11 protein-coding genes are annotated in these 13,363 nt (G+C 39.7%); 4 read left to right on the plus strand and 7 right to left on the minus strand.

What is annotated here, in order from left to right:
* The first annotated feature begins 26 nt into the window (after positions 1-26).
* The 4 genes from ACM0OX_RS00790 to ACM0OX_RS00805 all read left to right on the plus strand — a co-directional run bounded on the left by ACM0OX_RS00790 (position 27) and on the right by ACM0OX_RS00805 (position 3,981).
* Positions 27-539, plus strand: a complete 513-nt coding sequence (locus ACM0OX_RS00790) for a hypothetical protein (protein ID WP_414512252.1) — start codon at positions 27-29, stop codon at positions 537-539.
* A 551-nt stretch (positions 540-1,090) separates the two neighbouring features.
* A complete protein-coding gene (locus tag ACM0OX_RS00795; RefSeq protein WP_414512276.1) occupies positions 1,091-1,627 on the plus strand; it encodes a universal stress protein in 537 nt (178 codons plus the stop codon).
* Between the two features lie 286 nt (positions 1,628-1,913).
* Positions 1,914-2,279, plus strand: a complete 366-nt coding sequence (locus ACM0OX_RS00800; protein WP_414512254.1) for a DOPA 4,5-dioxygenase family protein — start codon at positions 1,914-1,916, stop codon at positions 2,277-2,279.
* 298 nt (positions 2,280-2,577) lie between these two features.
* A complete protein-coding gene (locus tag ACM0OX_RS00805) occupies positions 2,578-3,981 on the plus strand; it encodes a hypothetical protein (protein WP_414512255.1) in 1,404 nt (467 codons plus the stop codon).
* A gap of 430 nt (positions 3,982-4,411) precedes the next feature.
* On the opposite strand, the gene ACM0OX_RS00810 is transcribed toward ACM0OX_RS00805, so the two are convergent.
* The 7 genes from ACM0OX_RS00810 to ACM0OX_RS00840 form a co-directional block, all read right to left on the minus strand.
* A complete protein-coding gene (locus ACM0OX_RS00810) occupies positions 4,412-4,717 on the minus strand; it encodes a hypothetical protein (protein WP_414512257.1) in 306 nt (101 codons plus the stop codon).
* 242 nt (positions 4,718-4,959) lie between these two features.
* Positions 4,960-5,556 carry a dephospho-CoA kinase gene (coaE, locus tag ACM0OX_RS00815; protein ID WP_414512259.1) on the minus strand — a complete coding sequence of 199 codons (597 nt, stop codon included), beginning with the start codon at positions 5,554-5,556 and terminating at the stop codon, positions 4,960-4,962.
* Positions 5,557-5,618: 62 nt separating this feature from the next.
* A complete protein-coding gene (gene cobA / locus ACM0OX_RS00820) occupies positions 5,619-7,208 on the minus strand; it encodes a uroporphyrinogen-III C-methyltransferase (protein ID WP_414512261.1) in 1,590 nt (529 codons plus the stop codon).
* A gap of 62 nt (positions 7,209-7,270) precedes the next feature.
* Positions 7,271-8,497: a tetratricopeptide repeat protein gene (locus ACM0OX_RS00825; RefSeq protein WP_414512263.1), complete on the minus strand. Its 1,227-nt coding sequence runs from the start codon at positions 8,495-8,497 to the stop codon at positions 7,271-7,273.
* A gap of 285 nt (positions 8,498-8,782) precedes the next feature.
* Complete coding sequence (locus ACM0OX_RS00830; protein ID WP_414512264.1) at positions 8,783-10,936, minus strand: ATP-binding protein; 2,154 nt, start codon at positions 10,934-10,936, stop codon at positions 8,783-8,785.
* Between the two features lie 694 nt (positions 10,937-11,630).
* Positions 11,631-12,104, minus strand: coding sequence for a tetratricopeptide repeat protein (locus ACM0OX_RS00835; protein WP_335059250.1), 474 nt, complete (start codon positions 12,102-12,104; stop codon positions 11,631-11,633).
* Positions 12,105-12,107: 3 nt separating this feature from the next.
* On the minus strand, positions 12,108-13,121 hold the full coding sequence (locus ACM0OX_RS00840; RefSeq protein ID WP_414512266.1) for a homogentisate phytyltransferase: 1,014 nt from the start codon (positions 13,119-13,121) through the stop codon (positions 12,108-12,110).
* Between the last annotated feature and the right edge of the window lie 242 nt (positions 13,122-13,363).

Genomic DNA, 13,363 nt, shown 5'->3' on the forward strand with positions numbered 1-13,363 from the left:
TTTACTCAGCACTTAAAACTCGATTTATGGAGCAAACTCAGGCTGAAATAGCGGCGCTTAACTCTCAAATTCAGATTCTTTTAGAAGAACGCGCTGCACTCACTATAAAAAATAATGTCATCTCTGGCGAGAATGATTCACCCCAGGTAATGGTGGAAGCTTACCGCCGTCAAGCCAGAGAAAATGCCCAATTATCAGTTGAACTCCAAGGCATAGATGCAGCGATCGCCGCTTTAGAAGGCAAGATAAAACAAAAACAAGGTAAGTTAGTGCGTTGGCAAGGTGAATCCAAACAACTTATCCAACAGCAGCAGCTAGAGGAAGCCAAAGAAGTGGCTCAGGTTCATGCTGAACGCATTAATCAACTAGCAAGTGAACTGGCGACAGAAGTCCGTTTTCTTAAAGCTTGTGCCAATCAACTGAGTCCAATGTATTGGCAGATTTATTACAAACCCTTTATTACTGGCTTTAAGACAATCTCCGTTCCCTATGTCCGCTCTGATGGAGAAGTGTGGACAATTGGCAACCGGATTGTTTAATGTTTTAGCCTTTGCGTTTGTATGCAATATATTGACTTCTCTCTTTTTAGGCTATCCATTACCCGGATCTTTCTCAACAAAAATATAACTTACTTAAAACAAGAGCAAAAACATTGATAGGTATCCACTCAAATTCTCCAGTTTGTGGTTAGCGATCGCCTAGAAAATTTTCGTCATTTACATTCTTCTGCTTTTGTCAAATATCCACATATCGCCTTGTTCTACAATCCTGTTCCTGACTTATTTACAGCAATATTAAGAAAAATTTGACTAATGCATAGCAACTTTGATAAAGGGATTTAGGCTCGAAACCCAAAGATATTTATTCCAAAACGGGATGCTCCCTCATGCTCAAAGATAAATGCTGGCTTTCCTCACAAGTTCCTCAAATTGTTTTGCTATAAATATAAATATAGGGCGAAAACCTTTAAGAGATTTAAAATTCAAAAGTCGCTAAACATAGTTGAGGGATTAGTCATTTTTGACAATCCAGCATCTGGAAACCCGAAACCGTAAAGACCAATTACCAATGAAATCGGAGGTCTATTATGATGTTTAAAAAGATTCTAGTTGCATTAGATCGCTCAGAAATAGGGCAACAGGTTTTTGAGGAAGCATTGGATTTAGCAAAGTTAACACAAGCGAGCTTAATGTTACTTCATGTCCTATCTTCCGAAGAAGAGGGTAGTCCTTATGCTCCTATGCTGGCTAATATGGACTACTATCCAGGATTGACCAGTCAAAGCTTTGAGTTATACCAAAAACAGTGGGATACCTTTAAAAATCTAGGAATCCAGATGTTGCAATCTTTTTGTGCCCAAGCAAACACAGCAGGTGTGACTACGGAATTTACACAAAATGTTGGTAATCCTGGTCGCATTATTTGTGATTTAGCCCATAGTTGTGACGCTGACCTAATTGTTATGGGGCGTCGGGGTCATTCTCGGTTGATGGAACTATTTCTCGGTAGTGTGAGTAACTACGTTCTTCACCATGCTCCTTGTTCAGTGCATGTTGTGCATCTTTCAGTTACTCCTAAAATAGATGAAGTTGTCAAAGAAACTACAAGCGCTTTCAGCGTTAACTAACCACTAAGCTATTCCACATTTAACTTGCGTAATTAGGGTGGGCAAAACTTTGGCGCGATCGCTACTTCTGTGCGAGAGGCTATGCTAACGATAACGCTCAGTATGCTGCCTACCCCATAAAAGTTAGTTATCTCAATCGACGATCTCTGTAAATTCAATCTCCACAACCGCTCCCTAACTACACTGTATTGGGCTAAAATTGAACGTAGGCGTAGCCCGTCGTAGATTTTAGTAAGAAATAAAAAGCCCGCTACCAAAATTAGAGTTGAGAGCGAAAAGTGGATCTATGAAAGAAGATACTATCGAGATCGCTGGTTTTCATGCTCATGTTTACTTCGATCCTGCGAGTCGGGATGCAGCTGCACGTGTACGTGAAGGATTAGGCGCTAGGTTTGAGGTGCAACTCGGACGCTGGTTTGACAAGCCCATCGGGCCCCATCCAAAAGCGATGTATCAAGTTGCTTTCTTGCCGAATCAGTTTGAGAAAGTCGTTCCTTGGTTAATGCTCAATCGTGAGGGATTGGATATTCTCGTTCACCCTGAGACAGGGGATGCTGTGGCAGACCATGCAGTTCATTCCCTATGGTTAGGAGAAAAGCTAGATTTAAATATTGAGTTTCTTCAACAGCTTAGTCCGACTTTATCCAATTAAAGAAAGTAAACGACGTTGTTGGGTAAAAGTTTTTGCTTTGAGGAGTGAAACTTTTTCTATTGTGACTAATTTTGGTGAAGTTGAAAAAGTCCAATTTTCTAATAAATACAGGTTTCAGCTATGCGTAGGCGCTTTAGCGGTTTGCTGCAAGTGCAATAAAGGAAAAGTAAGAATTGGTATTAAACCCTTAATTGCAGATAACTGTTTATTAACATCTTTGTTGAAAAAATAAATAAGACATCCGTTTTGCAGAATGCTATGCTGTTAAGCAGCATTCTCATAAAAAGGAATTTGTCTGATGAAAAACATCTCTGCAAAAGAAAAAATTGCAGGCATTTCCCAATTCGGCAAAATTAATTTCAGAGTCACGAATAAACAGATTTTATTTAGTACTCTTATTCTCTGCCTTGGTTTGCTGGGACTAGGTGGTTTCTGGTTTAAATCCAGATATAAATTTGATAATCAGATGAGTGTAAAACTACAAGAATTATCTAATGTTGATTATCCAGCCAATCCTGCACCATTAGGAAAAAATTTTAAAAGATATTCTAATCGAAAATTAACACTGATTAAGAAAGATGATACGCATTTCGATTTCGTACTGGAAGCAACAGACAAACATACGGCAAAAATAGTTATAAAAAATGTTGATTTAGAGCTATTGGTTCCTAAAGCACCTGAATGGGTTAAAAAAGATCGAGGTTTAGAAATAATCGCTTTTACAGATAGAGAGTGGAACAGGCAACAGATTAGTTTTCCTGCTAATTCCAAAAATATAGAAATTGTTGGAGGAGATGGTTTTGAAAAGCAAAATATTGTAGAGATAGCTTTGGCTAATAATTGCTTAAATGCCGGATTTTGGGAAATTTTACTTTTTACTAAAGAGGATAATAATAAATCCCTTTATTATCAAAGTTGGTTTACTTTCCCAATTGGACATTACAAAAATATTTTTGAAAAAATTAATAAGATTTCATATTGGCAGCATTGGTGGAAATTAGAACACTGGCAAGATCCGAGTGGCACAATAGTAAAAACTAATCTTTTAAGAAATGTAATCGATCAAAAAGAAGTTGCTACTCAGTTCCCTCTTGATGAGAGGATAATTGTATCAGGAGAGCAAAGTAGAAAAGTTAGAACTACGCTAGCAACCAACATCACCAAATGGAGAGATTTTTACGACGTTAAAAATGAAGTTAAGTTTGCAAGTTTTCGAGCGCCAGGATTTTACGACCAAAATAAGCCTTGGGGAAATCAATACTGGAGAATAGGCAAATTTGATAAAGCCATTTTAAGGAATATTAAACCAATTGGTGTTGAACAAAATTTACAGGAAATTGAGCTAGGATTCATAGATACCAAGACTGGTGAGAAAAATAGATTATTCATCAGTGGCGTTAATCTGAAAACGCTTCCTCAATTGCCTGTAGCAGATTATTCCAAAGGCTTATATATGCCGATGGGAATTGGTATACCTCCTTTTTATCAAAGCTATGAAGAATTAACAAAAAATCATCCAGATGTCAGCCCCTATTTCAGTGTTTTACTAGATTCACAGGAGAGGTGGATAGATCATCACCACTTAGCAGTTGATGGTTCAGTGATGCACCTTGATAAAGATAACCCAAATCTTTTGCATCTTTACTTGCTATCCTATGAAAGAAATACTTTAATAGCTCATTTTTTGATCGATTTAACATAGATATATCTGTTCTCGGTTGAGTGAGGTTTTTATACCTCACTCCCTCATAACAAGCGAGGAAGCGACTCTGATATACCTTATACCAATTCAATTAATTATTGCAACACATCTTTGGGTAAAAGACGCGATGAATCGCGTCTCTACAACGGGTCTATTTGTCGCATTCTTTTTTCCAATTGGTTAGGACTTACGCACGGGTAACGGAAAACGAACCACAGAGGGCGCAGAGTTCACGGAGGAATGAGAGTTTGAGAGGGTTTTTGCGTAAGTCCTATTGGTATTACTTTTACTATTCTCTAGTAAAAGAAGGAGAATCGTGTAGATAATTGGTTTTTCAAGACGCGATAAATTGCGTCTCTATATCAGAATTCTGTTGTTTATTATGAACTGTATTGAACTCTAGAATTGAAAAACTGGTTGACTTTAATATTTAGTCATGCGGTATTTGCTTGAGTAAAGCTATCCACATATCGGATGGATCTGAATAGTAATCAATTTCTTCAACTTGATATTGATAAGATTCACAACCTTCTCGTAAAATAATGCGATCGCAAGCTTTAACGCTTTTCCCTACTCCAGTCATGTACCCGATTGTTCCTTCATTGAGGCGCTCAAATATGTAGTCGCCTCCACAAACTTGTTGTCTGTAATCATGGATTTTATTCTTTTGTTTTAATTCTGTTACTGGAGAGATAACCAGAGATAATTTATTGAAAAAACTAAAACTTAAGTTCATACCTGTTTTGATTGAAGAGAAGGCACTTAAAAACATTTAAAAAATAGAACTTATAATTCATTTCAAAGCCGATTATTTTAAATTTACAGTACCATTAACCGCAGATTCAACTGTAAAATCACCTAACTGTTGGACGAGATTTGGTGAGATATAAGTTTTTTGCTTAACTATCTAGTATTAATTAATAAGCTTTTTATGTCTTGAAAATGTCATATATGTATATATTTTAATATCAATATAATTTAGTCACTACTTGTCGTGGCTAGAGCTACATCTATCTGCTTCAGTAGTACTTCTAGGGTAGAAGAGTTATCTAAAACGACATCTGCATGAGCCACTTTTTCTTCGATGGATAATTGGCTGTTAATCCTAGCTCGTGCCTGTTCTGTATTTAAATGGTTTCGTTGTATCAATCTTTGTAGTTGTTGCTCTTGGGAACAACGCACTACCCAGATTTCTGTTACCAAATCAGTCATCCCAGCTTCAAATAATAGAGGCACTACTAACACCAGTATTTGTGAGGAAGACTGAGCAATGGCTTTGAGAAAGCGATCGCGCACATCAGGATGAATCAAATTGTCTATCCAGTTGCGTTCATCTTGACGATTAAAGATAATTTCGCCTAACTTTTGGCGGTTGAGGCTGCCATCTGGTAGTAAAATTTGTTCGCCATAACGTTGAGCGATCGCACCCAAAATAGGCGAACCTAAAGATACTGCCTCTCTAGCATAAATATCTGCATCCAAAATCGGCAGGTTATAAGTGCTAGCTAAATAATTGGTGACAGTAGTTTTACCTGTGGCAATACCTCCAGTTAAGCCGATTATACGTTTTGTCATTTGTCATTTATCATTTGTCAGTAGTTATTCTCCTCTGCTCCCCTGCCTCCCCTGCCCCTCATCTAAGAATTTGTCGCCCATGCGATCAGTGCTTGGGTTAAACCATCTAAAGTGTATTCTTCGGCTTCTACATCCACACGTCCGAATAAATCATGGCAAGTTTTGGAGGTTTGGGGGCCGATAGAGGCAATACAAACTCCCTCTAATAATTGGCTAGCATCAGAGTTGTTGAAAAATATACTATTAGTAAGTTGACAGAAAAATTGTACAGTTTTAGAACTGGCAAAGGTGATTGCATCTACCTTGCGGTTTTGGAGAGCTAACTTTGCCGCAGGTGGAATACTGCTAGGACAACAAGATTGATATGCCGCAACTTCTATCACCTTTGCTCCCTTGAGAGTTAATTCCTTAACTAAAACTTCTCTACCGCCGCTTTCAACTCTGGGAAATAACACCTTTTTACCATCTAATTTATCTGGGAAATTTTCTACTAAAGAATCGGCAACAAAGTTAGGGGGTATAAAATCTGCTTGCAGAGAGCGTTGTTTGAGACCTTGGGCTGTTTTCTCACCAACGACAGCAATTTTGATGCCAGCTAAGGCACGGCTATCTTTACCTTGAACAATTAGCCTTTCAAAAAAGTAGTCTATGCCATTGGTAGAAGTAAGAATTAACCAGTCAAAGTCAGATAAATGAGCGATCGCATTATCCAAAGCTTCCCAACTGGAGGGGGGGCCGATTTCTAAGGTAGGCATTTCAATGACTGTTGCACCTGATGCAATGAGGCGATCGCTAAATTGACTCGATTGGCCAACTGAACGTGTCACCAAAATAATTTTACCAGTAAGGGGAGATAGGGGAAAATTGCTTGACATAGCAGGGGGGCTGAAAGTTTTGGCTGTAGTAGAAACCTGACAATCTATTCTCTCAGGTTGTAAGTACTTGCGTAGCCCAACAACTTCGCCAATCACAATTACCGCTGGGGAAAGGGATAATCCGGCGGTTTGTTCTAGAATATTGCCCAGTTGCGCCGTCCAAATTTGTTGATCGGGAGTTCCTGCCCAACGGATGATGGCAATGGGTGTTAAGTGCGATCGCCCATGCCGCACCAGTCGATCTACAATCTCTCGTAGATGTCGCCCTCCCATCAAAATTACCAGTGTCTCTAAGCGTGACAGCGCCTCCCAGTCTAAAACCTCTGGTTCATGAGCTGTAAGCACTGCAAAAGTGCGGCTTAACACCGGATCTGTTAGGGGAATTCCTGCCAATAAGGGTGCTGCAAGGGCTGAGGAAATTCCTGGTACTAGTTCAAAATCACAACCGGATGCTTTCAACGCTTCAATTTCGGAAGTGCAACGCCCAAAAATCAACGGATCGCCTGATTTGAGGCGTATAACTTGTTTTCCTTGCAGACAGTGTTTTACCAGTAACTTATTAATCTCTGCTTGACTTGTACTGGGTTTGCCACCGCGTTTACCAACATCCAACTTCAGGCAATCATCTGGTACGCACTGCAATAATTGAGCATCTACTAAAGCATCGTAGACTAACACTTGAGCAGTAGCTAAGAGATTGTAAGCTTTTACTGTTAGGTATTCTGCATCTCCAGGCCCAGCACCTACGAGGTAGACTTTGCCTTTGTCATTTGTCATTTGTCATTTGTCATTTGTCAGTAGTTATTCTCCCCTGCTCCTCTGCTCCCCATGCCCCATATTCAATTCGCCTGGGTATTAATTTTTTGGATTAGCCGATCGATTTGCTCAACCATCTCCTTGTTTTTCTCAGCTTGAAATAATTCTCTGGCTTTTTTGAGATTAACGATCGCTTCTTTTGGTTGTTGTTGTCTTCCCAAAGTGATTCCCAAATTATAGTAAGTGAATGCATCGTTAGGTACAAGGCTAATGGCTTTTTTGTAATGTGCGATCGCTTCTTGAGGTTTACCTCGATCGTCCATCGCATTTCCCAAACCTGTGTAAGCTTGTGCGTGTTTGGGATCGAGACGAATCGCTTCGGTATAGCCAGCGATTGCTTCTGTGAGCTTGCCTTGAGCGTAAAAAGCACTTGCTAAATTATAGTGAGCGTCTGCATAGTTAGGAGCGAAGCTGATGGCTTTTTGGTAATGTGCGATCGCTTCTTCTAGTTTGCCTTGAGCGTATAAAGTATTTCCCAAAGCATTATAACCTGCTGGATTTTTCGGAGCGAGGCGAATGGCTTCGGTATAGTTGGCGATTGCTTCTGCTGGCTTTCCTTGAGCGTATAAAGCGTTTCCTAAGTAATAGTAAGCGTCTGCATAGTTAGAATCAAAGCTAATAGATTTTTTATACTGAGTAACTGCTTCTGCTAGCTCACCTCGATCGTAGAGAGCATTTCCTAAACGGGTGTAAGTCGGTGCATAGTCTGGTTTGAGCCGAATTGCTGCTGTATATTCGGTAACTGCTTCTTTTAGCTTGCCTTGAGCATAGAGAGCATTTCCTAAGTTATAGTGAGCTTCAGCATACTTGGGTTCAAGGCTGATGGCTTTTTGATATTGGGCGATCGCAGGTTCTAATTGATTCAGTCTTGCTAAAGTCAAACCTAGATTAAAATATGCTCTAGAGTCTTGAGGATCGAGACTAATGGCTTTATTATATTGAGCGATCGCTTCTTGTGGTTTACCTCGATCGTCGAGAGTATTTCCCAAGGCTATATAGGCTTGTGCAAAATTGGGTTCTAGTTCAATTGCCTTCCGAAAAGCCGCCTCCGCTCCTTTTAAATCTCCCTGTTTATAGAGATTGCTTCCTTGCTCGAAGTTAGCAACTGCGTTTTTGTTCCGAATAACTGCGGACTGAGTATTTTGAATTTTTGCTGAAATAACGCTAACATTTTGACCAAAGGCAGTATTCCCATTACTCAAACACAAGCAGATAATAGCTGCTACCAGTAGATTCTTGTTTTTCAGCATTTTTATTACCTTACCTGCTTGGTTTATATATAATGTCAAGTTCGGCTAATTGCGATCGTCAAAAAACCCTATCTTAGCCCTTCCTCACTTGTTGTTAGGAGAGCCAAAGTGTAGCTTTAGCGAGGTTATAGCTGGAATTATAAGTGATTAAGCTAACTTGATACAAGTGTAATCTCATATAAATGGCTATTTGTACACAAGAGACATTTCAAAGTCCCTCTCCCAAGCTTGGGAGAGGGATTTAGGGTGAGGGCTTTTGATTGATGTAAAAGTAAAAAGTCATTTTTAGGTAATTACTGAAACTTTTGTTTCCATCAATTTAACAATCGCTGCAATTAATTTTTCTGGGTTAAGAGGTTTGGGTAAATGCATCTGAAACCCAGCTTTTAGGGCTTTTTCGTGGTCATTGTTTCTCGCAAAGGCAGTCAAAGCAATTGCTGGAATTTGCCCACCTTGTTCTGGTGTCCGAGTTCTGACTTCATGTATTAACATATAGCCATCCATATCGGGCATACTAATATCGCTTACCAACACATCTAGCTTGACCTCTGCTAAAGTTTGCAACGCTTCTTCAGCAGAAGATACTGCCATCACAAAAGCCCCATCTTGCTCTAATACAAAAGCAACAAAATCTCGTGAATCAGTATCATCATCGACAACTAAAACCCTGATGTTATTCAAAGGTAAGGAGTTACTAGCTAAGAATGCAGGGTAATTTTGTCCATCCGTCAGCTTTGAACTTTCATCTGGTAGAAGCGGTAAGCTAACAGTAAATATTGCCCCTTGACCCTCACCGTGGCTATCTGCTTTGACGATGCCGCCATGCATTTCGATGATATTACGCACAATTGCCAATCCCAGTCCTAATCCACCAAAATTTCTCGTAGAGGTGCTATCTGCTTGGCGGAAGTAATCAAACACGAATGGCAAAAAGTCAGCGCTAATTCCCTTACCCGTATCGCTAACAATTATTTGAGCATAGCCATCAGTTTCCTGGAGTCGCACTTCTACCTTTCCTCCTCTAGGTGTAAATTTGATTGCGTTAGAAAGGAGATTCCAGACGACTTGCTGCAAACGAGTCGAGTCGCCCATGATTTGTCCCACACCCGGTTCAAATACTGTATTCACCTCAATCAACTTTGTTTCTGCTGCTAACTGCATTGTCTGTAGTGCCGACAATACCGTAGACTTGAGGTTAATTTTCGTGATATTCAGCGTCAGTTTGCCTTGTAAAATTCTGGAAATATCCAGCAAGTCCTCAATGAGTTGAACCTGTAAGGTAGCATTTCGCTCGATTGTGGCTAGTGCTTCAGATGTTTTTGTTTGGTCTAACCTGCGAGTTTGTAACAACTTTGACCAGCCGAGAATTGCGTTGAGTGGAGTCCGTAGTTCGTGAGAGAGGACGGCTAAAAATTCATCTTTAATTCGATTGGCTGTTTCTGCTTTCGCTCGTGCTACTTGCTCTAATTCCAGCAGGTGCGCTCGTTCTTCAAGTATTTGTTTTTGTTCGTGGATATCTGTACAGGTTCCAAACCACTTGACTACAAAACCTTGCTCATCTTTGAGTGGTAAACCTCGCGCTAGCTGCCAACGATAGGAGCCATCAGCAGCTCGTTTAAAGCGATATTCATTGTTATATATAGTGCTATTTTTGACAGCATCAGACCACACTTTATCAGCTCTTTGCACATCATCTGGATGCAATGCAGCCAACCAACCAGAACCCAAAGATTGCTCTAATGTTAGCCCAGTGTATTCGCACCAATTTTGATTAAAATAATCACATTCACCGTTAGGTTTAGTTGTCCATACAAGTTGAGGAATTGCCTCAGCCAAGTAACGGTAGCGTTCTTCACTTTGCCGGAGAATTTCTAAGATGCGTTGACGTTCAAGAATTTCTTGTTGTAATTGCTCGTTAGTCTGAGTAATTTCATTGGTGCGAACAGCAACCATTTCTTCGAGATGATTCTGGTATTTTCGCAGTTCTTCCTCTATCCGTAAGCGTTCGGCTATTTGGGTTTGAAGTTCTTGATTTGCTTGTTCTAATTGAGTAGGGCTAGGAAGTGCCAGTGCTTGTGGAACTAAAGGCACAAGCTCTAACGCGGTAATTACAGATATTGTTGCAGTTAGTGCTTTGAGAAACCCCGACACCCAATAGGTTGGATGCCAAAGTGTCCAAATCTCCATTAAATGAGTAGTGCCGCAAGCTACGATAAATCCAATAAACAGCAAAAAAATCCAATCAAAGGGCAAATCTTGTCGCTTGCGGACAAAGTAGAAGAGTGTAGCTGGAATCGAGTAATAAGCTAGTGCAATGAATGCGTCAGATAATATGTGTAACCAAACTAAATTCGTTTGCCATAGATAACAGTGTCCATGTGGAATAAATGATTCTGATGTCAAAAAGTTAGTCCACAATTCTGATATTATATTTGACATAAAGACTGGATTGTTTAATCTATAAAATCTACTACTAAATATCTACGCTTGCTTAATACTATTTTAGTAATACCAATTCTTTCTGAAGCTGCATAGAATTCGATCCCCCCTAGCCCCCCTTAAAAAGGGGGACTTTGAATTCCCCCTTTTTAAGGGGGATTTAGGGGGATCAAGATATGTGCAACTTCACATTAAATTGGTATAAGTAGGTAGACATCATTAAATATAAAATAAACTCCTAGTTTGTAGTAAGCGATTTATCGTTCAGAGCAAGAATTATCAAGACTAAAGTCCTTACTACAAACTTTAAATTTATTATGCCTAGATACTGACTCAAGTATTAGTGATACAATATGTCTAATTTCTGCACTGCTTAAAGAAACTACAATATGTCTTTATCAAACAAAAAGGCTGTTAGTATCATCGCTGTTTTGCAAAAATCAATCATTTAAAATTACTAAGATTTTCTCTTCTAAAGCCTAAATGAATTAATTGTGGCTATGGAGCTTGAAGGGCATCCGATTGCAATTATAAGGGCTGTGAAGAGAGTGGTTAAACTTGCGGAAATTGCGGACATAATTATGGTATACAATAGTAAATTACCAAATAAAAACCATTCTCACCATAAAGATGGGAATGGCAAAAAATTAGGAGACACAACAGGAAAATTTAATCTCTGCAATTCTCATTAAACTTAAGATTCGCTTGACTTAGCACTCATTTTATCTAATAGTTGAGTGATTTTTTTAGCTTTTTCAGGTTGGCGCTGTTTTTGTAATAAATCTTTAGCTTGTTGCAGGTTAGTTTTAGCTTCTTCTTCTCGCTCTTGCTGCATGAGAATATTCGCCAGACGCAAGTAAGCATCAGGATTTTTAGGACTGCGGCGAATTACTTCCCGAAATAATTCTGTTGCTTCTTCTACTTGTCCTTGCTGGTTTAAAACATCTCCCAAAAACAAGCGCACGACATCATTAGTAGAGTTGATGGAAATCACTTTGCGAAAAGCTGCTTCTGCACCTTGGTAATCTTTTGCTTGGGCAAGATTGATACCTTTTTGAAACAAGTCTGAAGTTATCAAAGTTTTCCAAGCGAAATAGCCAAGGATGGACAGACTCAGAACAACTACAACAGCAGCGATAATCGAACTAGTGGGAAAGGTTTCTAGCATTGTCTAAGCCAAAAGACAGGCGATAGGAAAAATCAGATATTCCATAAAAAAGAGTTTCCAGATAAATTGGTAGAATTGAGCGATCGCACTTTTCTCTTGTAAGTCTACCGTCAAACTCCGCAACCACAGCCAAGCCAACAGTCCCAAATGAGTAACTACTAGGAATATGGCGTTAACTGAGGCGACGTTTAGCACCCCAACCAGAATTATTCCCAGATAGCAGGCAGTTATTACCCAAAGAGACAGATTGAACACAGCTTGAGGGCCAAGTTTGATGGTGAAAGTAGTAATATTGTAAAGGCGATCGCCTTCCATATCGGGGATATCTTTAAAGATGGCGATCGCAAAGGTAAACACCAAAATAAATAACGTCAGCACCCACACCACAGGCGGAATTGTTTGGCTTTGTTGCAACGCCCAACTGTAATGCAGATATAAACCTAAGTTAACAATCGTACCGCGCACCGAAAAAATACACAGCGCCGCCCAAATGGGAAACTGTTTTAAGCGAATTGGTGGTAAAGAATAAGCAGTACCAATGGCCAAACTAATTGCTACCATACCCAATAAAAACGGGCCAGTTAGCCACGCCACAACCAGCGCCAAAATTCCAGTCAAAGCGACAATTAATTGCCCAGTTTGCTGAGAAAACTCACCAGATGCTAAGGGTAAATGAGGCTTATTAATCTTGTCAATTTCTACATCTTCTAATTGATTCAGCCCCACAATATAAACATTGCCACACAGACAACCAATCCATGCACCGAAGACAGGGAGTAGGGAATATGTAGAGATGTCATGAATAGCGTTTGTAGAGACGCGATTAATCGCGTCTGTAGAAATATGATTAATCGCGTCTCTATTTATAGCAATGGCAATTAAATATAAACCCAAAACACTCAGACTTGTACCAATAATTGTGTGAGGGCGAGAGAATTTCCAGAAGGCGTATAACCACTGGAAATATGATTGAACAGGTTTGCCTGGTAAAGGGCTGTTTTGAGAACTTTGGCTCATGAGTAGCTTAAATACAGTATTCTGGTTGGTTGTTAATCATTGTCACAGAATTTGGTCATTCGACTTCTTTCATGAATCAAAAGCCCTCACCCTAAATCCCTCTCCCAAACTTGGGCTACGGTGTACACACAAGTCTTTGAGAGTTGCCTCACAGCGTTTAGATCCCCCCTAACCCCCCTTAAAAAAGCTACCGTGTATACACAAGTCCATCCAGAGCGAGTTTCCAGCCGATAAAGATGGAT

This window comes from Nostoc sp. PCC 9305 (assembly GCF_963920915.1).
Classification (GTDB): domain Bacteria; phylum Cyanobacteriota; class Cyanobacteriia; order Cyanobacteriales; family Nostocaceae; genus Nostoc.

Coding starts and splice junctions, on each gene's coding strand:
- ACM0OX_RS00790 (WP_414512252.1), top strand. CDS start 27: ATGGAGCAAACTCAGGCTGAAATAGCGGCGCTTAACTCTCAAATTCAG.
- ACM0OX_RS00795 (WP_414512276.1), top strand. CDS start 1,091: ATGTTTAAAAAGATTCTAGTTGCATTAGATCGCTCAGAAATAGGGCAA.
- ACM0OX_RS00800 (WP_414512254.1), top strand. CDS start 1,914: ATGAAAGAAGATACTATCGAGATCGCTGGTTTTCATGCTCATGTTTAC.
- ACM0OX_RS00805 (WP_414512255.1), top strand. CDS start 2,578: ATGAAAAACATCTCTGCAAAAGAAAAAATTGCAGGCATTTCCCAATTC.
- ACM0OX_RS00810 (WP_414512257.1), bottom strand. CDS start 4,717: ATGAACTTAAGTTTTAGTTTTTTCAATAAATTATCTCTGGTTATCTCT.
- coaE (WP_414512259.1), bottom strand. CDS start 5,556: ATGACAAAACGTATAATCGGCTTAACTGGAGGTATTGCCACAGGTAAA.
- cobA (WP_414512261.1), bottom strand. CDS start 7,208: ATGACAAATGACAAAGGCAAAGTCTACCTCGTAGGTGCTGGGCCTGGA.
- ACM0OX_RS00825 (WP_414512263.1), bottom strand. CDS start 8,497: ATGCTGAAAAACAAGAATCTACTGGTAGCAGCTATTATCTGCTTGTGT.
- ACM0OX_RS00830 (WP_414512264.1), bottom strand. CDS start 10,936: ATGTCAAATATAATATCAGAATTGTGGACTAACTTTTTGACATCAGAA.
- ACM0OX_RS00835 (WP_335059250.1), bottom strand. CDS start 12,104: ATGCTAGAAACCTTTCCCACTAGTTCGATTATCGCTGCTGTTGTAGTT.
- ACM0OX_RS00840 (WP_414512266.1), bottom strand. CDS start 13,121: ATGAGCCAAAGTTCTCAAAACAGCCCTTTACCAGGCAAACCTGTTCAA.